Raw genomic sequence first — 21,139 nt, 5'->3', positions numbered from 1 at the left:
CTCCTGTTCGTCCCCTTTACAGAAGATTGCCATGTCATCCGAAGTTGCCTTCTCCGCCCAGTCATATCTTTTTGTTCCGGGTAATCGGCCGGAGCGTTTTGCGAGCGCGCTTGCGAGTGGCGCCGACGCGGTCATCATCGATCTCGAGGATGCCGTGGAGCCCGCAGCCAAGGTCAGCGCCCGGGAAACCGTGAGGGCATGGGTATCGCGCGACCAGCCGGTTCTCGTGAGAATCAACGGACGTGGTACGCCCTGGTTCGAGCAGGATGCAAAACTCGTCGGGCTTGAAGGTATCGCGGGTGTCGTCATTCCCAAAACGGAGGGGCTCGACGATATCGTCGAAGTCGTATCGAACGCGAAACGCAAGATCCCGGTTTTTCCTCTCATTGAAACGGCAAGAGGAATGTGGTCGGCGATGGACATCGCAAAAGCGCCTTATGTGAAGCGCTTGATGTTCGGCACGCTCGACTTCATCGCGGAGATGGGAACCGATGACGATTGCGAGGCGTTGAATCCGTACCGGACTCAGCTTGCCCTTGTGTCGCGTGTCGCCGGGATTGAGCAGCCGGTAGACGGTGTCACGCCTGATATCCACGATACGGAGCGGCTCGTGGCGGATACGCAGAACGGCAAGCGTCACGGCTTCGGCGCGAAGCTCTGTATCCATCCCGGGCAGATCGCGGCCGTACACGCGTGTTACTGCCCGAGCGCCCGCGATGTCGAGTGGGCGACTCGCGTGGTCGATGCGGTGTCTCGTGCAGACGGTGCCGCAACGACGGTGGATGGAAAGATGGTCGACCGTCCGGTTTTGTTGCGTGCGCAGAAGGTCCTCGCATTTGCGTCGCACCGCAGGATGACGGTGGCTGTCTGAACCGGTTCCCGGCGAGCAGCGCTCGATTCGAGCGGTTGATCCGGGGTAGACCATCGAGCAGGTCGTATCGACACCTGCTTGAAACCTGAAACACGGACGGAACGCCGCATGACTCGCGTGTCACCAGTACACGCTGCGCCACATCATGGCCCGCGCGAATCGATGGACTTCGACGTCGCGATCGCCCGCGGCGGCCCGAACTACCCGAACATGTGAAGCGGAAGAGACAAACCCACTCATGACGAAAGACGAGGGGTTTGCCAACGATCGGAATCACGATCGCGAGACTGCGCGCAGTACATCGATGACCGTGCCGCCGCGATATTGCTGCAACGCGACGACCCGACCTTCCCGATGCTCGGCGACGCGCGCGTGGCGCGGGCTTCTGGCCGCTACTTTCGCTCGTCGAGGTGCGTCGCCTCACCCGCGCGTCGGAGACACATCGAGCAAATCAGCAGCACGACGCTCATGGCGCTCACGTACCAGAAGAACGTGGACTCGATGCCACGTGATTTCAACCACAGCGCGACATACTCGGCTGTTCCGCCGAACGCGGCGTTGGCGATGGCATAGGGCAGGCCCACGCCCATCGCACGAACACCTGCCGGGAACAATTCTGCCTTGAGCAGCCCGCTGATGGACGTGTACAGGCTCATGCCGAGCAGGCTCACCAGAACCAGCCCGAACGCCTTCCACGGATCCGCATTCGTGCCGATGACGGTCATCAGCGGGACCGTCGCACCGATGAAGAACAGGCTGAATGCAATCATCTGCGGTCGGCGGCCAATGCGGTCGGACAACATGCCGAACAGCGGCTGCACGCACATGAAGATGAAGAGTGCGCCAGTCATGACGCTGCTGGCCATCTTCGGGTTCATATGAGCCGTGTTGACCATGTATTTCTGCATGTACGAGGTGGTCGTGTAAAACAGCAGCGAGCCGCCCCCTGTAAAACCCAGCACCATCAGCAACTCCCTGGGATGCTGCAGCATGCCTCGAATCGTGCCGGCGAGCGGATGGGCGCGATGCGTGCTGGAGCTGGATTCGTGCATGGCACGCCGCACGACCATCGCGACGACTGCGCCAACGGCGCCGAGCGCAAACGGGACCCGCCAGCCCCAGTGGCGGAGTTCCTCCGTTGTCAGCAGCGACTGAAGAATCGCGACGACGAGCACCGCAAGCAACTGACCTGCAATGATCGTCGCGTAGTGGAAGGAGCCATAGAACCCCCGGCGCCCGGGCGTGGCGACTTCGCTCAGATAGGTCGCGCTGGTTCCGTATTCTCCGCCGACGGACAGGCCTTGAAGCAGACGGGCGAGCAACAGCAGCAGGGATGACCACGCGCCGATCTGCGCATAGGTCGGCAACACGGCGATCATGAGCGAACCGAAGCACATCATGAGCACCGAGATGACCATCGATTTCCTTCGCCCCCGCCGGTCTGCGATCCGGCCAAAGAGCCAGCCGCCCACGGGTCGCATCAGGAACCCGGCTGCGAAAATGCCGGCGGTATTCAGCAACTGCGATGTCGGATCGCCGGCGGGAAAGAACGCCGGCGCGAAATACAGCGCCGTGAACGCGTAGGCGAAGAAGTCGAACCACTCGACCACATTGCCTGAGCAAGCCACGAGGATGGCTTTCAAAGCAGGCTTGCGAGCGGAAATCGCGTCGGAGGGGAGTGGATTGGCCGAATCGGCCACGGTCGTGACGGGCATGCGTTGTCTCCAGGGTCGATCAGAGGCAGCGCATCAGCGCATACTCTGATTCCATGCTTCGTGGTCGATCGGAGCCGGCGCGTTAGCGCTGGCCCCGATCCCATGTGCAGCTCTTGAATGAAATGCCGTTCACCCGATGAAGGGTGCGGATTTTTGTTGTAGTAGTGCTAAGAGATGCGCCGATCGATGCAGGGGGGCTTGCTCAGACCGCGCCGGCTTCGCGCAGCGCGCCAATCTGGTAGTCGTCGTAGCCGAGCTCACGCAGGACGGCATCGGTATGCTGGCCAAGCGCGGGAACGGGATCCATGCGCGGCTCGTCTGCGAGGTCGAGTCCTGGTGGACAGAGGGCGGGGATGTCGCCCGCCGGCGTGCCGACCGTGGTCCAGCGGTTTCGTGCGATGAGCTGGGTATGCTCCCAGACGGCCTGCATATCGTTCATGCGGGCGTTCGCGATACCGGCCTGCTCAAGCCGGTCGATCACGTCGGCGGCCGTCAGGGGCGAGAAAGCACGAACGATGACGGCCATGAGTGCGTCGCGATTCGCGACGCGACGGCTGTTCGAGATGAATCGCTCGTCCGTCGTCACTTCCGGCTGTCGAAGCACGATCTCGCAGAAGCTTTTCCATTCACGCTCGTTCTGCAAGCCGAGCATGACGGTCTTGCCATCGCCGGCCTTGAACGGGCCATAAGGGAAGATCGTCGCGTGCGACGCGCCGGTCTGGCGCGGTGCGGTCTGGCCGTCGATCGCGTAGTAGAGCGGATAGCTCATCCACTCGACCATGCTTTCGAGCATCGACACGTCGATGTGGCGGCCTTTGCCGGTCCGCCCGCGTTCGATGAGTGCCGCGAGGATGTTCGTATAGCCGTACATGCCGGCGGCGATATCGGCGATCGAGCAGCCGGCTTTCGCCGGTTCGCCGTCGGAGCCGGTGATGCTCAGGAAGCCTGACTCGCTCTGAATCAGCAGGTCATACGCCTTCTTGTCACGGAACGGACCATCGAGCCCGTAACCCGAGATGTCGCAGACGATCAGCCTCGGATATCGATCGCGCAGCGTTTCGTAGTCGAGCCCCAGCCGCTGGGTTGCGCCGGGCGCGAGATTCTGCACGAACACGTCGGCATCGGCGAGCAGCCTGTGCACGACCTCGATCGCCGCGGGCTGCTTCACGTCGAGCGTGATGCTTTCCTTCGAGCGATTGGTCCACACGAAGTGCGACGCGAGCCCCGACACGCGCTCGTCGTAGTTGCGCGCGAAATCGCCTACGCCGGGCCGTTCGACCTTGATGATGCGCGCGCCGAGATCCGCAAGCTGGCGCGTGCAGAACGGTGCCGCGATCGCGTGTTCGAACGTGACGACCTTGATGCCTTCCAGTGGGCGCATGACCGACGCTCCCCGTCAGAACGAACGCGGCAGGCCGAGGATATGCTCGGCGACATACGACAGGATCAGGTTCGTCGAGATCGGGGCGACCTGATACAGGCGCGTCTCGCGGAACTTGCGCTCGACGTCGTATTCGCTCGCGAAGCCGAAACCGCCGTGGAATTGCAGGCAGGCGTTCGCTGCTTCCCATGACGCATCTGCCGCGAGCAGCTTCGCCATGTTCGCCTGCGCGCCGCACGGCTGGTGCGCATCGAATCGCCGCGCAGCCTCGAAACGCATCAGGCTGGCCGCTTCGACGTTGATGAAGGAGCGGGCGATCGGGAACTGCACGCCCTGGTTCTGGCCGATCGGCCGGCCGAACACGACGCGATCCTTCACATACTGCGAGACCTTGTCGACGAACCAGTAGCCGTCACCGATACACTCGGCCGCGATCAGCGTGCGCTCTGCGTTCAGGCCATCGAGGATGTACTTGAAGCCCTGGCCTTCCTCGCCGATCAGGTTCTCCGCGGGAATCTCGAGGTTGTCGAAGAACAGCTCGTTCGTCTCGTGGTTGACCATGTTCGGAATCGGGCGGACCGTCATCCCGTTGCCGATCGCGTGATGGAGATCGACGATGAAGATCGACATGCCTTCCGATTTCTTTTTGACGTCGGACAGCGGCGTCGTGCGCGCGAGCAGGATCATCAGGTCGGAATGCTGGATACGCGAGATCCATACCTTCTGACCGTTGATCACGTACCGGTCGCCCTTGCGTACCGCGGTCGTCTTGATTTTCGTCGTGTCGGTGCCCGTCGTCGGCTCGGTGACGCCCATCGACTGCAGGCGCAGCTCGCCGCTCGCGATCTTCGGCAGATACTGCTGCTTCTGCTCGGCGGAGCCGTGGCGCAGCAGCGTGCCCATGTTGTACATCTGGCCGTGGCAAGCCCCCGAGTTGCCGCCTGCACGATTGATCTCCTCCATGATGATCGACGCCTCGGTGAGTCCGAGGCCCGAGCCGCCATATTCCTGCGGAATCAGCGCGGCAAGCCAGCCGGCTTTCGTCAGCGCATCGACGAACGCTTCCGGATAGCCGCGTTCTTCATCGATCTTGCGGAAATATTCGGCGGAAAACTGGCCGCAGAGATCGCGAACGGCTTCGCGAATGTCCTGATAGGCGTCGGCATGGGTCATGGGGTGTCTCTTGGTCAATACGGGGGAGTCAGGCAAGGGTCGCGCGGGCGGACATCGTCAGCCAGCCGTCGTGGTCCTTGGCCCACAGGTCGATCGTTTTGCCGTCCTCGGCGACGCGACCGCATACGCTGAACGTGTTGCCGAGGAACGTCGGCCGCACCGCGCGGTACGCATATTCGCGAACGGTTGAGCCTGGGAGCGCGCGCGGGACGAGATCCAGCAACAGGGTCGAGATCAGCGGTCCGTGCACGACGAGGTCCGGGTAACCTTCGATTTCTCGTGCGTAAGTGCGGTCGTAGTGGATCCGGTGGCCGTTGAACGTCAATGCCGAATAGCGGAAGAGCTGGACTTCGTCCGGTGTGACGTCGCGCTGCCACTGTGCGCCGTCCGGCGCGGCCTTCGGTGCCGGCACCGCCGCACCGGGTTCTACCGCGCCGCGATAGACGATGTCGTGTTCTTCGCGGATCGCGACGGTGCCGCCGCTTTCGATCAGGTGCTCGACCGTCACGAAGCCGAGCGAACCGCTGCGTCCTTCCTTGTGTTCGACGGACAGCACGCGCGACGTGCGCACGGCGGTCTCGCCGATCGGCAGCGGGTTTTCGAATACGACGCGCCCGCCCGCCCACATGCGGCGCGGCAGGCCGAGATCGGGGAGAAAGCCGCCCTTGAGCGGATGTCCATCGTGGCCGAGTTCGGACTGCCGAGCAACCGACCAGAAGTAGAGCCAGTGCCAGAGCGGCGGCAGCGCGTCGCCGGCTACGGGGTGCCGGTCAAGATCGAGTGTGGCTGCGAAGGCCGTGGCGCGATCGAGAGCGATCACGTCCGCGGCGATCAGGGTGCCGTCATGGCCGACGCCGGGCTGCATTGCGTTCAATGTCGTCTCCATCGCCGGGTGACCCGGCTGTTCGAAGTGGGATGACGACGACTGTATTGGAAGCGCCTGTCCGGCGGAAATACCGTTTGAATGTACCGGTCATAGGGGTATCCTATGACCTGTCGACCCGATTCGAACCATCATGGACATCCGCCAGCTTCGTTACTTTGTCAGCATCGTCGAATACGGCAGCCTCGGGAAAGCGGCGGAAAAGCTCTATGTTGCGCAGCCGTCGCTCAGCCAGCAGATTGCGAAACTCGAAGACGATCTTGGCGTCGCGCTGCTGGTTCGCAGCCCTCAGGGCGTCAAGCCGACGGCCGCGGGGCAGGCACTTTACCGGCACGCGCATCTCGTGCTCAGACAAATGGAGCAGTTGCGCCAGGAAGTGAAGGAGGGGGCGGGCAGCGAATCGGGCACGGTCGCGGTCGGTTTCCCGACGACGATGACGTCGATTCTGGCGGTACCGGTGTTCGAACGCGTGCGTGCGCGGTATCCCGGCATTCGGCTGCAGTACGTCGAGAGCATGAGCGGTTTCATCAACGAATTGCTGGCGAACGGACGGCTCGATCTCGCGATCCTGTTCCGGGAGTCGAACACGACCGGGATTACCGCCTTGCCGCTCTTCGACGAAATGCTGTGCCTGCTCGGCGAGCCGGGTGGCGCCATAGCGTCGCGTTCACGCACCTGCAGTCTCGCTGCGCTTGCCGGCGTGCCGCTTGTCGCGCCAGGCGCGCCCAATGGTCTGCGCTTGTTGCTCGAGCGTACCTTCGCACGCGAGGAAGTCCCGCTCAACATCATCGCGGATATCGATTCGCTGCCCACCTTGTTGTCGCTTGCGCAGTCGGGGGCTGCATGCACGATTCTGCCTGCGTCGGCGGTTGCGCTGCGTGACCCGTCAGGTCGCCCGAAGATGCGCCGTATCGTCGATCCGGAGATCCGGCGTCCGGCCAGCCTGTGCTGGTCGAATACGTCGCCGGTGAATTCGGCCGCCCTCGCGGTGCGTCAGACGATCGTCGAACTGGTGCAGGAACTGGCCGCCAGCGGCGCGTGGACCGGCATTACGTTGCGCGCGGCCGACGCATCGCCCGCGTGAGCCCGGCGGGGTCAGTCGGCAAGCCAGTGTGCGGCCGGCCAGTCGCCGCGCTCGACGGCGCGCTTCATTTCGAGCACCAGGATCGACGAGACCGCGCGCACGGCCGTCGCGATCCGGCGCGTATTCGGCAGCGCAAGCACGATCGTTCGCTGCAGTGCCTGATCGGTGAGCGGCGCCGCACGAAGTTGCTTGCGCGCGACATCTTCGGTGACGGCGATGCTCGGCAGGATCGTGAAGCCATGCCCACCCGCGACCAGGCTTTTCTGCACGCTCATCGCATTCGTTTCGACGACCACGTTGAGCTTCATCCCGGTACCGGGGCACGCCTGCTCCAGCAGGTTGCGTATGCCATGCGGCGCACTCGGCAGGATCATCGGCCACGATGTGAGGTCGGCAAGCGCGACAGGGCGTTTGGCTGACAGCCGCGACGATGGCGGGCCGACGACGCACAGACTCTCGCTGAGCAACGGTTGAACCTGAACGGTCGGCGTGGCTTTCGGGTTGTAAAGCAGCGCCGCGTCGACTTCGCCCGATTCGAGCCAGTCGCGCATATGTCCGGCATAGCCCACGGTAATCCGCAGGTTCACGGCAGGGTAGCGATCCTTGACTTCGCTCAGGAGCGATCCGGCGAGCAGATCCGACGTGCTCGGCAACAGCCCGATCGTCACGATGCCGGAAATCCTGGCGTCGGACGGCTGGATTTCGGCGCGTGCCCGGTCGAGTTCGAGCAGCGCGCGCCTGGCGTGCTCGGCGAGGATCTCGCCCGACTCCGTCAGTTCCATCCCATATCTGCCTCGCTCGAAGAGCGACATCCCGACGTCTTCCTCGAGCAGCTTCAGTTGCCGGGAGACGGCAGGTTGAACGATGTGCAGCACGTCGGCCGCACGTGTGACGCTGCCCGTTTCAGCGACGGCCAGCAGCGCACGCAGTTGCTTGAGGTCCATGCCGATTCGTGATCCTTCAATCAGAAATCTCTATTTCTTGATGGGTGTAATCGCATTTTATTATGCCTGAAACCACTTCATGAAGGAGCACGTCACATGAGCGCTGCAGCGGGACAAACGCCGGTCTGGCAGGAGTCCATATTTTCTGTCCTGAAGGCCGGCGGTACCCGGCAAATCGCTTACGTACCGGATGCGGGACATACGCAGGTGATTCGTCGGGCGATTGCCGACGACGAGATCGAGGCGATCGCCCTGACGACCGAGGAAGAGGGCGTCGCACTGACGAGCGGGGCGTGGCTCGGCGGGCAGCGTGCGGTGTTGCTGATGCAGAGCAGCGGTGTCGGCAACTGCGTGAACATGTTTTCGCTGCTGCGCAGCTGCAACTTTCCATTCTTCACGCTCGTGACGATGCGTGGCGAGTATGCGGAGTTCAACCCGTGGCAAGGGCCGATGGGGAAGGCGACCCAGGCTGCGCTCGAGCTGATGGGAATCACGGTGTTGCGCGCCGATCGCCCCGAGGATGTCGAGGAAATCGTCAGTGCGGGCTTCGATGCCGCGTTCGAAGCGGGCGAGCAAGTCGCGGTCCTGCTGTCGCAAAGCCTCATCGGTCGCAAGAAATGGGAGAGACAGCAATGAGCGGGCAGAACACGAAGACGATCGAGCGGCGCGCGTTCGTCGCGAGCCTGCTGACCGGTGTACCGGACGCACTGGTCGTGACGGGCCTCGGATCGGCGTCCTATGACGTATTCGCCGCTGGCGATCGCGTCGGCAACTTCTATTTGTGGGGGGCGATGGGCGGGGCCGCCGCGCTGGGCCTCGGCCTCGCGCTCGCGCAACCGGAAAGGCAGGTCGTCGTCGTCACCGGCGACGGCGAACAGCTGATGGGAATCGGCGTGCTCGGCACGATCGGCGCGAAGCAACCGAAGAACCTCACGATCGTCGTACTCGACAACGGGCACTACGGCGAGACCGGCATGCAGCAAAGCCATTCGAGCCTCGGCACGGATCTCGTCGCGGTCGCGAAAGGTTTTGGCCTGGCCGATTCGTTCGCGATTCGTGACGAACGTGACGTCACCCACATCGTCGAGCGCGTGAAGGTGGGGAGCGGCCCGGTGTTCGCGCAGGTTCACATCCGCGCGGACGAACCGCCGCGCGCGCTTCCGCCCAGGGACGGCGTATATATCAAGAACCGCTTCCGCGAAGGTCTCGGATTCGCGCCGTTCTGACGCACGTCCTCCGCGTGCGCCGGATGCGCGGGTATCCGGCGCACGCTTTTTTGTTCCGCGCGCGGTTGCACGGCTTGATCGTGCGCCGGCACGGAACGCGATCATCGACATCAGCGAGCCGGTCATGCAACGCTACTTTCATTTTGTCGACGGCGAGCGGCGCGAGCCCGCAAGCGGTCAGTGGTTCAACAGCGACAACCCGTTCACCGGCCAGCCGTGGGCCGAAATCGCACGCGGCAACGAAGCCGACGCCGATCTCGCGGTGCGGGCCGCGCATCGTGCGTTCGTTGCCGGCGCGTGGCGAGGCTTGTCCGCCAGCGCGCGTGGGCAGTTGCTCTGCCGGTTCGCCGATCGCCTGGCCAGCGACGCGGCCCGTCTTGCCGAAGTCGAGGTGCGCGACAATGGCAAGCTGTATGCGGAGATGCATGCGCAACTCCAATACTTGCCGCAGTGGTACCGCTACTACGGCGGGCTGGCGGACAAGATCCAGGGCGACGTGATACCGCTCGACAAGAAGGGCTACTTCAATTTCACGCGGCGCGAACCGCTCGGTGTCGTCGCGATCATCACGCCCTGGAACTCGCCGCTGATGCTGCTGGCATGGAAGCTCGCGCCCGCGCTCGCTGCCGGGTGCACGGCGGTCGTCAAGCCGTCGGAATTCACGTCGGCCTCGACGCTCGAATTCGTCGAACTGCTGCACGAGGTCGGATTCCCGCGTGGTGTCGTGAACGTCGTGACCGGCTTCGGCAACGAAGTCGGCAGCGCACTCGTATCGCATCCGCTCGTGCGCAAGGTCACGTTTACCGGTGCGGATTCGACCGGGCGCCGGATCAACGAGCAGGCCGCTCGCGATTTCAAGCACGTGAGCCTCGAGCTCGGCGGAAAGTCGCCGAACATCGTATTCGACGATGCGAATCTCGACGACGCGGTCAATGGCGCGGTATCCGGAATTTTCGCGGCGACGGGGCAGACCTGTATCGCCGGATCGCGGCTGCTCGTGCAGTCGAAGGTGCATGACGAGGTGGTCGAGCGCGTGGTCGCGCTCGCGCGTACCGCGCGCATGGGCAATCCGATGGATGCGGGCACGCAGGTCGGGCCGATCACGACGCGCCCGCAATACGACAAGGTACTCCACTATATCGACGTTGCACGGCGCGAAGGCGCCAGGCTTGCGCTCGGCGGGCAGGCCGCGACACGCGCCGAGTGCGGCGACGGCTGGTTCGTCGAGCCGACGATCTTCGCCGGTGTCAGCAACGATATGCGGATCGCGCAGGAAGAGGTATTCGGTCCCGTGCTCTCCGTGATCCGCTTCGATACGGAGGACGAAGCAGTCGAGATCGCGAACGATGTGCGTTTCGGCCTCGGCGCCGGCGTATGGACGAGCGACATCGGCCGCGCATTCCGGATGGCGGAGCGCATCGAATCGGGCACGGTCTGGGTGAATACCTATCGCGCGGTCAGCTACATGTCCCCGTTCGGCGGGTACAAGGATTCCGGGTTGGGCCGTGAGAACGGCATCGACGCCGTAAGCGAATACCTGCAGACGAAAAGCGTGTGGATCAACACGGGCGCGTCGACCGGCAATCCGTTCGTGCTGCGCTAGTCAACCGAAGTGGGCGCGCTTGCTTGCGCGCCCACCGAGTCGCATGTTCCCGTATGCCGCCGGTACATTTCATGGTCACGGGGTACAGAGACGGCCGATCGCCCGCTGCCATGTTCATCGTGATCGACTCATCCGCTCCTTCAGCCACGCCACCGCTTCGTCGACCATCGGATGATGGCGGCGCGTGTTCCAGAGCAGTGCCGCAGTGACAACCTTCACTTTCTCCTTCAACGGGCGGACGACGACATTCTCTGGCGCCAGCTTTCGCATCGATGCGGGGACGAGCGCAACGCCCTGACCACACCCGACATAGGCGATCTGCGACGTGACCGAACGCACTTCGTGCATGACCCGCGGCGTCAGCCCGTGCGAGCGGCAAACAGAGGTCAACATGTCGAAGTAGACCGGACTGACCTGACGAGACGACATCACCAGCTGTTCCTCTGCGAGTGCGCGCAGTCGGACGCTCGGCAAAGACGCTAACGGATGATCGGCCGGAAGCGCCACGGCCAGCCGGTCTTCTGCCAATGGCATCGTAGCGATTCCGTTACCTACCGCCCCGTCGACCCGAACGAATGCCAGATCCAGTTCCCCCACTTCGAGTGCGGGGATGGCGTCGGCGCTGTCGATCTCCTTGACCAATACAGTCAGGTTCGGGTGCATCTGTTTGAGTGCGTCCAGCAATGGCGGCACCGTTTCGAGCATCGCGGAGGTGATCGCGCCGACATGGAGTACGCCGGACTGCCCCGCGGCGACTTCCCGGACGACGCGTTCCAGTCGTTCGACCTGGCTGACGAACTGCTGCACGGCGGGCAGGATGGCCGCGCCTGCAGGGCTGAGGTGCGTGCCTTGACGGGATCGATAAAAGAGCTGGAGCTTCAACGAATGCTCGAGCACCTTGATCTGCTCGGTCAAGGGCGGCTGCGACATGTTCAGGCGCTTCGCCGCTCGCCCGAAGTGCTGTTCTTCTGCGACCGCCAGGAACATCCACAGCTGCCTGATCAGCCTGAAATCGATCGTACTGCTCATGCAAGTTTGCCTCCGTCCGAAATGCCCGGCGATCTACACGATGCGTTGAAGGGGCTCATTTTCCACTCAACTGGCCCCGCAACCTCGTTTTTCGCTGTTCCGAAAATAGTATCAGCGAGCTACGAAATACGAAATTTACATATCAATGCGGCGACGCGACGATGGCGGCATCTGTCAACGGAACCCGACGCGATGACCCCGACCTCCATCCTCGACCGCCTCGCCGCGCTCGACACCAACACCGTTTCCGATGCGCTCGATTTTCTCGATCTGCCGGGCGCGACCTACGGGCTGCGCCCGCTGTGGGATTGCCCGAAGATCGTTGGCCGCGCGAGCACGATTCAGCTCGGTCCGAAAACCGATGCCAGGCCCACCGTGCATCTGATCTCGCCCGTCATCGACGCGGTGACCACGAACGACCGCGTGCTGGTGATCGCCGGCGGCGCCGACGGCATCTCGTGCTGGGGCGACATCCTGGCCAACGCCGCGACGGCAAAGCAGATCCGCGGGTCGGTCATCGACGGCCTGAGCCGCGACATCGACGGCAGTGAGTCGATCGGCTACCCGGTCTATGGCCGCGGCGTGACGATGATCAGCGCGCGCAATCGCGTGGTTCAGATCGACTCGGGCAAGCCGGTCCGGATCGCGGGCGTCACCGTGCACGAGGGCGACTACGTCATTGCCGATCGCTGCGGCACGGTGTTCGTGCCGGCCGCGCGCATCGAGGCGGTCCTGGATCTCGGCGAGCGCATCGCGCGTCGCCAGGACGGCATGGTGGCCGCCGTGCGCGCCGGCCGCTCCGTTGCCGAGGTCATGCACGACAAGGAATTCGAGGCCATCGCGGCCCGCTAACCCGACATCATTTCTGGAGTTTTCCCGTATGACGAATCCGAACAGGGCAAGCGCCGAAGACCGGGAACTGGTCGCGTCGTTCGCCGGGCTGGACACCCCCGGTGTCTCCGACGCCATGGACAAGCTGGGCCTGCACGGGCAGTCGCTGGGCATCATGCCGCTGGCGAACTACACGCAGGTCGTCGTGGGGCCGGCATTCACGGTCAAGTACGTGCCGGCCGGCAATCCGCCGGGCACCGTTGGCGACTTCATCGATGACGTCGCGGAGGGCGACGTGGTCGTGATCGACAACGACGGCCGCACCGATTGCACGGTCTGGGGCGACATCATGACCCAGTATGCGGGGCTGCGCGGTATCGCGGGCACGGTGATCGACGGCGTCTGCCGGGACGTGAGCAAGGCGCTCGGCGACAACTATCCGCTGTTCACGGCGGGGCGCTTCATGCGGACCGGCAAGGACCGCGTGCAGGTCGAATCGGTGAACGCCACGGTGGGGATTGGAACCGTCCGCGTTGCTTCGCGCGACATCGTGGTGGCGGATGCGAACGGCGTCGTCGTCGTGCCGCGCGGCCGCGCCCGGGAGGTGGCGGAGATCGCCCGCAAGATCGAGGAAGTCGAGTCGCGGATTCGCGAGCAGATCGCGGAAGGCAAGTCGTTGGGTGACGCGCGCGCCGCACTCGGCTATCACCAGCTGCAAACCAAGGGTTGAGCCATGACCACCGTTCCTTCCTACGACGCGCTGCTGCTGGCGCAAGCGTGCAAGCTCGGCACCTCGACGCTGTACGAAGCGTCCGGTCTCGCGACCAGTTCGGTCGATCCCGCGATTCGCACGTTATGGCCGGGTGCGTCGATTGCCGGCCCGGCGTATCCGCTCGAATGTTCGCCGGGCGACAACCTGTCGATCCACATTGCGATGGAGCAGGTGCCGCGCGGCAGCGTGCTCGTCGTATCGACCGGCGGCTTCGTGTCGGGCTACTGGGGTGAAGTGCTGACCGTGGCGGCCGAAGCTGCCGGCATCGTCGGTCTGGTCATCGACGGCGGCGTGCGCGACATCGCGGCCCTGACCGCCCGGCGCTTTCCCGTGTTCACCCGCGGCATCTGCATGCGCGGCACGATCAAGGCCAGCGCGCCGTCGGTCGGTCAACCGATCAGCTTCGCGGGCACGCCGGTGACGACCGGGGATCTGGTCGTTGCGGACGATGACGGTGTCCTCGTGATCCCGGCGGCCCGCGTCGGCGAGACGCTGGCACAGGGGCAGGCCCGTGCGGACAAGGAAGCGAAGATGATGGAGGCGTTGCGTGAAGGCCGCAGCACGCTGGAACTGATGGGGCTCACGCGCTGGAGGGCAGCGCAATGACCGCGCCGGCAGAAGGTCTGAATCGCTTCCTGGCCGCAGCGCGCCCGTCGGCGACCTACAAGGTGATGGATCGCGTGGCCGCGCGACGTGCCAGCGGTGCGGCGGTGATCTCGCTGAGCGCCGGGGAGCCGGATTTCGATACGCCGGAACACGTTCGCGAAGCCGGCATCGCGGCGATCCGGGCGGGTCATACGCGCTACACGCAAGTCGCGGGCTTGCGTGCGCTGCGCGAGGCGATTGCCGCGAAGTTCCAGCGCGAGAACGGCCTGGACGTCGACTGGCGCGATACGCTGGTGTGCAGCGGCGGCAAGCAGGTGATCTTCAATGCATTGGCGGCCACGCTCAATGAAGGTGACGAGGTGGTCGTGCCGGCGCCGTATTGGGTCAGCTACCCCGAAATCGTGCAACTTTGCGGCGCGCAGTCCGTGATCGTTCCGTGCGGGGCAGGCAGCGGTTTCAAGTTGACGGCGCCAGCGTTGCACACGGCGATCACGCCGCGCACACGCTGGCTGATTCTGAATTCGCCGTCGAACCCGACCGGCGCGGTCTACAGTCGTGCGGAACTGCAGGCGCTGGCCGAGGTGTTGCTGGCGCACCCGCAGGTGCTGGTGCTGTCCGACGACATCTACGAGCATCTGATTTTCGACGGCATCGAATTCTTCACGCTCGCCCAGGTCGAGCCACGGCTGCGCGAGCGCGTGCTGACGATGAACGGCGTATCCAAAGCGTATGCGATGACCGGCTGGCGCATCGGTTTCGGCACGGGGCCCGGCTGGTTGATCGAAGCGATGGAGAAGCTGCAGGGGCAGCAAACGTCGGGCGCATCGACGATCTCGCAGCATGCGGCGCTCGCCGCATTGAAGGGGCCGCAAGACTTCATCCAGCGCTCGCGTGTTGCATTCCAGCGCCGGCGTGACCGGGTCGTCGATCAGCTCAACCAGGCGTCCGGCCTGCACTGCGCGGTACCGCAAGGCGCGTTTTACGCGTTCGCGTCGTGTGAAGGCCTGATCGGCAAGACGACGCGTGCAGGGATCCATCTGGACGGCGACGAGGCGGTGGTCAACGCTTTGCTCGACGAGGCTGGCGTCGCGACCGTGCACGGCAGTGCGTTCGGTCTTGGGCCTTACATTCGCATCGCCTATGCGCTCGACGACGCGTCCCTGGCGCGCGCTTGCACGGCCATTCAGGACTTCTGCGGGACGCTGGCGGATTGACCGTCGCCGGGGGGGGCTCGGTTGCCGTCAAGGAATCGAGGCTGCGTTGCAGGGATATTCGGACAAGGTGATTTCGATGACTCGTGAATTTATCCGGTCGCAGTTCCGGTTCAACGTCGACGGCACGGCGCTGGACGTCTCGGCCATTCATCGCGACGGCGACAAAGCGCCGATCGTGTTCCTGCACGGCTTCGGTTCCACGAAAGAGGACTATGCCGATATCGTGCGCCACGTCGCATTCGACGGGCATCCGTTCGTCGCTTATGACGCACCGGGCTGCGGCGAAACCCGTTGTGCCGACCTGTCGCAAATCGGTATCCCGTTTCTGGTGAAAACGGCGCGGGCCGTGCTCGACCATATCGGTTTCGATCGCTTCCATCTGATCGGGCATTCGATGGGCGGGTTGACCGCGTTGATGCTCGCACACCAGCAGCCGGAACGTGTGCTGAGCTTCGTCGATATCGAAGGAAACATCGCTCCGGAAGACTGCTTTCTCAGCCGCCAGATCGTCGACCATCCGCGGGGCGATGCTCAACGTTTCTTCAACGACTTCATCGAACGGACGCTGCATGCCCCTGCCTATGCGAGTGCGCTTTATTCGGCGAGTCTGCGCCACAAGGTTCGGGCCGAAGCCGTCGGCGGGATCTTCCGGTCGATGGTCGACCTGTCGGACAACGGCGACCTGATGACGAAGTTCCTCGGCCTGCCGTTGCCGAGGATGTTCATGTACGGCGAGCAGAATGCATCGCTCTCCTACCTGAATCACATCCAGGAGCAGGGCGTCGAACTGGCCGAAATCCCGGATTGCGGACATTTTCCGATGTATTCGAATCCGGTGCTGATGTGGGCGGCAATCGCGGCGTTTCATCAGCGCTCGATCAGCGTTGCGTGATCGGGCTGCCCGGCGAGTCGGAGAACGCGCGTCGTTACCGGAAACTGTGACATGTGGTCGAGGCCGGACTGAGCTGGCCACGTCGAATGAATACAAGGATATGGCGGACGAAGAAGGGTCCAGTTTCCGTTGACCGGAAAACGCCGATACCGCCCGGAACAAGGCGCTTTGCTTGAAGAAAGCGAGGGCAGGCTAATTGGCTCCAGTTCAGATTTCGTTCGCGATACCCCGCCGGCGTTGTCTACCGGCGGGTTGTCTTCTATTGTCCACTGAAATGTGACAGCGAATCATGTTTTGACGGATTGATGATTCGTGGGGAGACAGTAGACTGCACCCGTGCTTCGCCAGAACCGATCCGGAGCGTGCCAGGAACGGCGCGACCAGACGGACTCTTCGGCGGCGGGCCAGCCGGCTTGCTGTCCGATTGTGCGAGGAGTAGTTCGTTGCCAACCTGGCGCGCCGATTCGGCGCGTATCGGCACCGGATGCATCAAACCGTCAATTCAAGGGTGATTGCTATGCGTTACGTTTCGCTGGAGTCGAAGAAGGACGAGCTGCTGCTGGCGGCTCGCGTGTTGTTGATGATCCTGTTCGTGCTGTTCGGCTGGCAGAAGCTGAGCGGCTTCTCGGGCACGGTCGCGTACATGGCGTCGACGGGGAACCCGGCGCCTGAGCTGGCGGCCGCAATTGCGGTGGCGGTCGAGCTGGTCGGCGGCCTGCTGATCGCGGTCGGCTTCTATACGCGTCCGCTGGCACTGGCGTTCGCTGCCTATACGCTCGCGACCGCGCTGATCGGCCATCGCTACTGGGCGCTGCAGGGGATGGATCAATACATGGCGATGATCAACTTCTACAAGAACGTGAGCATCATGGGCGGGCTGCTGTTGCTCGCGCTGTCCGGGCCGGGGCGCTATTCGCTCGACCGTAAGTAAGTCGGCGCGGCGTGTCCGTTCGGGTTCGCAGGCCCGGTGCACGAAAGTGCACCGGGCTTTGTTTTTATTGGCGGGGCTGGCGGCGCGGGCACTGCGTTGCCAAACGAACAGGTTCCGGACATGATGGCGCGTGCGCAGCGGCGCGGTTCGCGCCGTGCTTGCGCATTGCGTTTCGTTTTCAAGGGTGGCAGACGAGCCAGTTTCAATAGAGAGAATCGGAGAAGGCGGTGAAGGTTGAAGCCCATGAGCGGGTGTTGACCGCGGGCGAAATTGAAATGGCCTGGACGGTCTTCAAGGACGGCATCGACTACGACAAGGTGCGGGTGCACAAAGGGAGCTACTTCTGGTTCAACCTGCAAAGCAAGCACACCGTCGTCACGCCGAACGGGAAGATGTATTTCCTTGATGACCTGTACGTCGACGACTTCTCGGCAATGAACGGCCCGCACATCTGGAAAAGAAGCTTTTTCATGCACGAGATGACCCATGTCTGGCAGTACCAGCGTGGGTATGCGATGCGATGGCATGCGCTGACCGTCACGATTCGCGGACAGCGCGCATACAAGTACACCATTGCGCCCGGTGCGGTATTTCACGATTACAACATGGAGCAGCAGGGCAACCTGGTCGCGGATTACTACGCGGTGCAGGTGCTGAAGGCGCCTTTCGCCGTTTTCCATCGTGGCTACGTCGGCACGCCGGACGAGCTCGATCACGTCCTTGCGCCGCTGCTGGAGGATCCCGCGAATGCAGACAATCTTCCGCGGTAGCGTGTTGGGTATGCTCGCATGCGTGTTGTGCCTGTCGCGTGCGATGGCAACGTCGGAGGCGCCCGTCGAACTGGAAATCAGGCAGGTCGACGGGAACCCTGCCGCGTGCCTGCCCGTGAACGACGAACGGGCGGAGCCCGTCATCCGGATCCGCACGGTCGGTGTCGCCAGGCCAACCGGCCCGGCGAGCCCCGATGTGACTTACTGGTGGTTCGAGATGCCGGCGGCGGCCACGCCTGTCTACCTGAAGCGTGGCGAGTGCCTCGTGTATGGGCAGAGCGTGAACGGCGCCATCGTCCGCACGCCGCCCAAGCCGCCGGAACTCAACCGGACCTACACCATCTCGATCATTCCGGACGGGGACGCCGGCCCGGTCTACAGTGCGGCGTTCTGTACGCTCGAGCGGCCCGGTGGCGGCGTGCAGATCGCGGTGCCGCGGAACGACCGGAATCCCTGTACGGCCCATCACTGACCGGCGCATGCCGGACAGGTTGGCATGACTGATTGATTCGTGTGGTGTCGAGGCTGCGATGAATGGAGTCGAAGCATGAGGAACGTGTTGCGAAGCTGTGCAATGGCTTGCCTGTCCTGCTGCCTGTTCGTCTCCCGTGCGGACGCCATGTCGCATGGCCCGATCCGCCTGGACGTCAGGCAGGTCGATGGAAAACCGGCTGCTTGCCTGCCCATGAGCGACGATACCGGCTCGGAGCCGATCCGGATCAGCTGGATCGATGTGAGCCGGCAAACGGGGCCCGTCAGTCCCGTCGTGATGTACTGGGCGCTGGAGATACCGGAGCGTGCGCCGCCGGTGTATCTGCAGCGAGGCGAATGTCTCGTCTATGGTCAGGCCGTGGCCGGTGCAATCGTGCGTACCCCGCCGAGGACGCTGGACCTCGACAAGTTCTACAGCATCTCGATCGTCCCGGCGGGGAATGAGGGGCCCGTGTACAGCTCGTCGTTTTGCGTGATCGAGCAAGCGGGCGGCGGTATCCGCATCGCGACGCCGGGGCAGCAGGGGGAACCGTGTGCGGTGGCCGGACACTGAACCGCGCAATGGGCGTGCTCGCGTGGCTGCCGACGTGGCAGGGGAGTCGACATCGGCTGCCTGTTCTTGTATAGATTGGGGGATTCCCGTTCCCCTTTCATAGATGGCTACCGTGCCGCACTCGACTGTCCTCCTCATCGGCGCCGCCGGCCTGCTCGGCCGCGCGGTTGCCGCGTCCCTGTCCCGCGAATCGTCGTTGAACCTCGTCGCGACCATTCGAACCCCGCAAAGCGCAGGTGCAAAACGCCTGGCGCTGCCCCCGGAAAACATCGCCGAACTCGACGTCCTCGACGAGCCGGCCCTCGAACAGCTCTTCGCCACCCGCCAGCCGGCCGCCGTGATCATCTGCGCGGCCGAACGCCGCCCGGACGTCTGCGAACGCGACCCTGCCGGCGCACGCGCGATCAACGTCACCGCCCAGGCCCGCATCGGCGCGCTCGCCGCGCGCCATGGTGCGTGGACACTCGGCATCTCCACCGACTACGTGTTCGACGGCAAGGCTGCCCCGTACCGTGAGGACGCCGCCCCGAATCCGCTGAACATCTACGGCCGCACGAAGCTGGAGGGCGAGGCGGCACTGCTCGCCGCGTCGCCGCTGTCGTGCGTGCTGCGCCTGCCGCTGCTCTACGGCCCGATCGTCGACTGGAGCGAGTCGGCCGTCACGAGCCTCGTGCCGGCGATCGTCGCCTCCGCGCGCCCGGGTGCCGACGCGGTCGGCATGGACGCCTGGGCGATCCGTTACCCGACCTATACGCCGGACGTCGCGGACGTCATCCGCGATCTCACGCTGCGGCATCTCGCGGGCGCATCGATCACGGGCATCCGTCACTGGTCGGGCGAGGAGCCGATGACGAAGTACGACATTGCGCAGCGGATCGCGGCCGCGCTCGGCATCGACGCCGCGCTCAAGCGGACCGACCAGCCGACCGACGCGACGCCGCGCCCGTACGATTGCCATCTGGACGCATCGCGCGTGCGCGCAGCCGGGATCGATCACGCGACGCCTTTCGATATTGCGCTGCGCGCCGTGCTGCGCGATGCGCCGCAGGTGCTGTAGGATCGGGCGCCACTCGCGGCCCGCGCCGCATGAGCCGCATCTGCCCGTGGCGGCGGCCGTGCCACGCATGCAGTTCGCGAGCGAGCACCGGCCAGCACCTCATCGCCCACCCAGGAGCCCAGCCATGCAACTGAAATGGCTCGAAGACTTCGTCGAACTCGCGCGCACGCGCAGCTTCACACGCGCAGCGGAGAACCGCTTCGTCACGCATCCGGCGTTCGGCCGCCGCATCCGGTCGCTCGAGGAATGGGTCGGCACGCGCCTGATCGCGCGCACGAAGCCGCTCGAACTGACGGCGGCCGGCACCGTTTTCCTCGATGCCGCGTCGAACGCGCTCGACATCCTGCACGGCGCCCGCACGCAGCTTCAGGAAGCGGCGCCGGTGCTGGAGAACAACCTCCGGATCGCGACCGGCCGCACGCTCTCGGCCACCTTCTTCCCCGACTGGTACGACGAGACGGTTGCGCGCGCAGGCTTCTTCACGGCGACCGTGGCGACCGGCAGCGCGGAGGAAGCGATCCTGCAGCTCACGGCCGGCGAAGCCGACATGCTGATCGTCTATTCGAGCCCGCATACGCGGCTGCTGATCGATCGCGACCGCTTCGACTGGCTGTCCGTCGCGCGCGAGGTGCTGGTGCCGGTCAGCGCGTTCGATGCGCGCGGCAGCGTGCGCTACCGGCTGCCGGCCGGGCAGGCACCGGTGCCGTGGCTCGCGTTCGCGCGCACGCTGACGCTGCGTGCGGTGCTCGCGCGGCATCTCGCCGAAATGCCGAACCGCCCGACGCTGCGGCCCGTGTACCAGGCCGACTCGTACGAAGCGATCCTCGCGATGGCGCGTCGCGGGCTCGGCCTCGCGTGGCTGCCGCAGCGGCTCGTCGCCGATGATGTCCGGCGCGGCGAGCTTGCGATCGTCGGCGGCGCCGACTGGCAGATCGGCTTCGACATCGCGCTGTACCGGCGCCGGAACGACCCGCACCCGGTACTGGACGCGATCTGGCGCACCGCGCCGTCACGCGACGACGGCGCGGCATAGCCGCCGTGCGCAACGGCGCCGGCGCGCCGATCGGCACGATTGCGTGCCGAAACGGCACGAACGCTGGCCCCGCGTTGCC

General features: G+C 64.4%; 21 protein-coding genes and 1 pseudogene. 16 read left to right on the top strand and 6 right to left on the bottom strand.

Annotation, left to right across the window (positions count from 1 at the left end; all coding sequences use genetic code 11):
* Positions 1–31: 31 nt before the first annotated feature.
* Positions 32–871: an HpcH/HpaI aldolase/citrate lyase family protein gene (locus BDO18943_RS01355; protein WP_175020882.1), complete on the top strand. Its 840-nt coding sequence runs from the start codon at positions 32–34 to the stop codon at positions 869–871.
* A 392-nt stretch (positions 872–1,263) separates the two neighbouring features.
* Here the strand turns inward: BDO18943_RS01355 and BDO18943_RS01350 are convergent, their stop codons facing one another.
* The 4 genes from BDO18943_RS01350 to BDO18943_RS01335 form a co-directional block, all read right to left on the bottom strand.
* Positions 1,264–2,586 carry an MFS family transporter gene (locus BDO18943_RS01350; RefSeq protein WP_175020881.1) on the bottom strand — a complete coding sequence of 441 codons (1,323 nt, stop codon included), beginning with the start codon at positions 2,584–2,586 and terminating at the stop codon, positions 1,264–1,266.
* Positions 2,587–2,788: 202 nt separating this feature from the next.
* Positions 2,789–3,967, bottom strand: a complete 1,179-nt coding sequence (locus tag BDO18943_RS01345; RefSeq protein ID WP_175020880.1) for a CaiB/BaiF CoA transferase family protein — start codon at positions 3,965–3,967, stop codon at positions 2,789–2,791.
* Positions 3,968–3,982: 15 nt separating this feature from the next.
* Positions 3,983–5,140: an acyl-CoA dehydrogenase family protein gene (locus BDO18943_RS01340; RefSeq protein WP_175020879.1), complete on the bottom strand. Its 1,158-nt coding sequence runs from the start codon at positions 5,138–5,140 to the stop codon at positions 3,983–3,985.
* Between the two features lie 28 nt (positions 5,141–5,168).
* Positions 5,169–6,005 carry an FAS1-like dehydratase domain-containing protein gene (locus tag BDO18943_RS01335; RefSeq protein ID WP_235995745.1) on the bottom strand — a complete coding sequence of 279 codons (837 nt, stop codon included), beginning with the start codon at positions 6,003–6,005 and terminating at the stop codon, positions 5,169–5,171.
* Between the two features lie 151 nt (positions 6,006–6,156).
* On the opposite strand from BDO18943_RS01335, the gene BDO18943_RS01330 reads away from it, so the two are divergent.
* Entirely contained in the window at positions 6,157–7,107 is a 951-nt protein-coding gene (locus BDO18943_RS01330) for a LysR substrate-binding domain-containing protein (RefSeq protein ID WP_175020877.1), read from the top strand.
* 11 nt (positions 7,108–7,118) lie between these two features.
* Here the strand turns inward: BDO18943_RS01330 and BDO18943_RS01325 are convergent, their stop codons facing one another.
* On the bottom strand, positions 7,119–8,051 hold the full coding sequence (locus BDO18943_RS01325) for a LysR family transcriptional regulator (RefSeq protein ID WP_175020876.1): 933 nt from the start codon (positions 8,049–8,051) through the stop codon (positions 7,119–7,121).
* A 96-nt stretch (positions 8,052–8,147) separates the two neighbouring features.
* On the opposite strand from BDO18943_RS01325, the gene BDO18943_RS01320 reads away from it, so the two are divergent.
* The 3 genes from BDO18943_RS01320 (at position 8,148) to BDO18943_RS01310 (ending at position 10,880) form a co-directional block, all read left to right on the top strand.
* Complete coding sequence (locus BDO18943_RS01320) at positions 8,148–8,687, top strand: phosphonopyruvate decarboxylase (protein ID WP_175020875.1); 540 nt, start codon at positions 8,148–8,150, stop codon at positions 8,685–8,687.
* Positions 8,684–9,277 carry a thiamine pyrophosphate-dependent enzyme gene (locus BDO18943_RS01315; protein ID WP_175020874.1) on the top strand — a complete coding sequence of 198 codons (594 nt, stop codon included), beginning with the start codon at positions 8,684–8,686 and terminating at the stop codon, positions 9,275–9,277. The genes BDO18943_RS01320 and BDO18943_RS01315 overlap by 4 nt, the downstream gene beginning before the upstream one ends.
* A 124-nt stretch (positions 9,278–9,401) precedes the next feature.
* Positions 9,402–10,880: an aldehyde dehydrogenase gene (locus BDO18943_RS01310; RefSeq protein ID WP_175020873.1), complete on the top strand. Its 1,479-nt coding sequence runs from the start codon at positions 9,402–9,404 to the stop codon at positions 10,878–10,880.
* Positions 10,881–10,994: 114 nt separating this feature from the next.
* Here BDO18943_RS01310 and BDO18943_RS01305 read toward each other — a convergent pair whose 3' ends face one another.
* Positions 10,995–11,909 (bottom strand): LysR substrate-binding domain-containing protein, encoded by a 915-nt coding sequence (locus BDO18943_RS01305; RefSeq protein ID WP_175020872.1) that lies wholly within the window; start codon positions 11,907–11,909, stop codon positions 10,995–10,997.
* 192 nt (positions 11,910–12,101) lie between these two features.
* On the opposite strand from BDO18943_RS01305, the gene BDO18943_RS01300 reads away from it, so the two are divergent.
* The 11 genes and pseudogenes from BDO18943_RS01300 to BDO18943_RS01250 all read left to right on the top strand — a co-directional run bounded on the left by BDO18943_RS01300 (position 12,102) and on the right by BDO18943_RS01250 (position 21,060).
* Entirely contained in the window at positions 12,102–12,761 is a 660-nt protein-coding gene (locus tag BDO18943_RS01300; protein WP_175020958.1) for an RraA family protein, read from the top strand.
* A 28-nt stretch (positions 12,762–12,789) separates the two neighbouring features.
* Positions 12,790–13,470, top strand: coding sequence for an RraA family protein (locus BDO18943_RS01295; RefSeq protein ID WP_175020871.1), 681 nt, complete (start codon positions 12,790–12,792; stop codon positions 13,468–13,470).
* 3 nt (positions 13,471–13,473) lie between these two features.
* On the top strand, positions 13,474–14,118 hold the full coding sequence (locus BDO18943_RS01290; protein WP_175020870.1) for an RraA family protein: 645 nt from the start codon (positions 13,474–13,476) through the stop codon (positions 14,116–14,118).
* Positions 14,115–15,332 (top strand): pyridoxal phosphate-dependent aminotransferase, encoded by a 1,218-nt coding sequence (locus BDO18943_RS01285; RefSeq protein WP_175020869.1) that lies wholly within the window; start codon positions 14,115–14,117, stop codon positions 15,330–15,332. The genes BDO18943_RS01290 and BDO18943_RS01285 overlap by 4 nt, the downstream gene beginning before the upstream one ends.
* A 76-nt stretch (positions 15,333–15,408) precedes the next feature.
* Positions 15,409–16,224 (top strand): alpha/beta fold hydrolase, encoded by an 816-nt coding sequence (locus BDO18943_RS01280; protein WP_175020957.1) that lies wholly within the window; start codon positions 15,409–15,411, stop codon positions 16,222–16,224.
* Positions 16,225–16,741: 517 nt separating this feature from the next.
* Complete coding sequence (locus tag BDO18943_RS01275) at positions 16,742–17,155, top strand: DoxX family protein (protein ID WP_175020868.1); 414 nt, start codon at positions 16,742–16,744, stop codon at positions 17,153–17,155.
* 215 nt (positions 17,156–17,370) lie between these two features.
* Positions 17,371–17,925 (top strand): annotated as a pseudogene (locus BDO18943_RS01270) (type VI secretion system Vgr family protein); the annotation flags it as partial.
* Complete coding sequence (locus BDO18943_RS01265) at positions 17,903–18,397, top strand: hypothetical protein (RefSeq protein WP_175020866.1); 495 nt, start codon at positions 17,903–17,905, stop codon at positions 18,395–18,397. The pseudogene BDO18943_RS01270 and the gene BDO18943_RS01265, both read left to right, overlap by 23 nt.
* Positions 18,398–18,472: 75 nt before the next feature.
* Positions 18,473–18,970, top strand: a complete 498-nt coding sequence (locus tag BDO18943_RS01260) for a hypothetical protein (RefSeq protein ID WP_235995739.1) — start codon at positions 18,473–18,475, stop codon at positions 18,968–18,970.
* A gap of 103 nt (positions 18,971–19,073) precedes the next feature.
* Entirely contained in the window at positions 19,074–20,027 is a 954-nt protein-coding gene (locus BDO18943_RS01255; protein ID WP_175020865.1) for a dTDP-4-dehydrorhamnose reductase family protein, read from the top strand.
* A 124-nt stretch (positions 20,028–20,151) separates the two neighbouring features.
* Positions 20,152–21,060, top strand: a complete 909-nt coding sequence (locus tag BDO18943_RS01250) for a LysR family transcriptional regulator (protein WP_089454534.1) — start codon at positions 20,152–20,154, stop codon at positions 21,058–21,060.
* Positions 21,061–21,139: the final 79 nt, after the last annotated feature.

It is taken from the genome of Burkholderia aenigmatica (genome assembly GCF_902499175.1).
In the GTDB taxonomy this organism is placed as follows: Bacteria; Pseudomonadota; Gammaproteobacteria; order Burkholderiales; family Burkholderiaceae; genus Burkholderia; species Burkholderia aenigmatica.
This window is presented reverse-complemented; position numbering and strand designations above follow the sequence as displayed.

Coding starts and splice junctions, on each gene's coding strand:
- BDO18943_RS01295 (WP_175020871.1), top strand. CDS start 12,790: ATGACGAATCCGAACAGGGCAAGCGCCGAAGACCGGGAACTGGTCGCG.
- BDO18943_RS01340 (WP_175020879.1), bottom strand. CDS start 5,140: ATGACCCATGCCGACGCCTATCAGGACATTCGCGAAGCCGTTCGCGAT.
- BDO18943_RS01310 (WP_175020873.1), top strand. CDS start 9,402: ATGCAACGCTACTTTCATTTTGTCGACGGCGAGCGGCGCGAGCCCGCA.
- BDO18943_RS01300 (WP_175020958.1), top strand. CDS start 12,102: ATGACCCCGACCTCCATCCTCGACCGCCTCGCCGCGCTCGACACCAAC.
- BDO18943_RS01290 (WP_175020870.1), top strand. CDS start 13,474: ATGACCACCGTTCCTTCCTACGACGCGCTGCTGCTGGCGCAAGCGTGC.
- BDO18943_RS01355 (WP_175020882.1), top strand. CDS start 32: ATGTCATCCGAAGTTGCCTTCTCCGCCCAGTCATATCTTTTTGTTCCG.
- BDO18943_RS01315 (WP_175020874.1), top strand. CDS start 8,684: ATGAGCGGGCAGAACACGAAGACGATCGAGCGGCGCGCGTTCGTCGCG.
- BDO18943_RS01265 (WP_175020866.1), top strand. CDS start 17,903: ATGCAGACAATCTTCCGCGGTAGCGTGTTGGGTATGCTCGCATGCGTG.
- BDO18943_RS01260 (WP_235995739.1), top strand. CDS start 18,473: ATGAGGAACGTGTTGCGAAGCTGTGCAATGGCTTGCCTGTCCTGCTGC.
- BDO18943_RS01345 (WP_175020880.1), bottom strand. CDS start 3,967: ATGCGCCCACTGGAAGGCATCAAGGTCGTCACGTTCGAACACGCGATC.
- BDO18943_RS01250 (WP_089454534.1), top strand. CDS start 20,152: ATGCAACTGAAATGGCTCGAAGACTTCGTCGAACTCGCGCGCACGCGC.
- BDO18943_RS01255 (WP_175020865.1), top strand. CDS start 19,074: ATGGCTACCGTGCCGCACTCGACTGTCCTCCTCATCGGCGCCGCCGGC.
- BDO18943_RS01305 (WP_175020872.1), bottom strand. CDS start 11,909: ATGAGCAGTACGATCGATTTCAGGCTGATCAGGCAGCTGTGGATGTTC.
- BDO18943_RS01275 (WP_175020868.1), top strand. CDS start 16,742: ATGCGTTACGTTTCGCTGGAGTCGAAGAAGGACGAGCTGCTGCTGGCG.
- BDO18943_RS01285 (WP_175020869.1), top strand. CDS start 14,115: ATGACCGCGCCGGCAGAAGGTCTGAATCGCTTCCTGGCCGCAGCGCGC.
- BDO18943_RS01330 (WP_175020877.1), top strand. CDS start 6,157: ATGGACATCCGCCAGCTTCGTTACTTTGTCAGCATCGTCGAATACGGC.
- BDO18943_RS01320 (WP_175020875.1), top strand. CDS start 8,148: ATGAGCGCTGCAGCGGGACAAACGCCGGTCTGGCAGGAGTCCATATTT.
- BDO18943_RS01335 (WP_235995745.1), bottom strand. CDS start 6,005: ATGCAGCCCGGCGTCGGCCATGACGGCACCCTGATCGCCGCGGACGTG.
- BDO18943_RS01325 (WP_175020876.1), bottom strand. CDS start 8,051: ATGGACCTCAAGCAACTGCGTGCGCTGCTGGCCGTCGCTGAAACGGGC.
- BDO18943_RS01350 (WP_175020881.1), bottom strand. CDS start 2,586: ATGCCCGTCACGACCGTGGCCGATTCGGCCAATCCACTCCCCTCCGAC.
- BDO18943_RS01280 (WP_175020957.1), top strand. CDS start 15,409: ATGACTCGTGAATTTATCCGGTCGCAGTTCCGGTTCAACGTCGACGGC.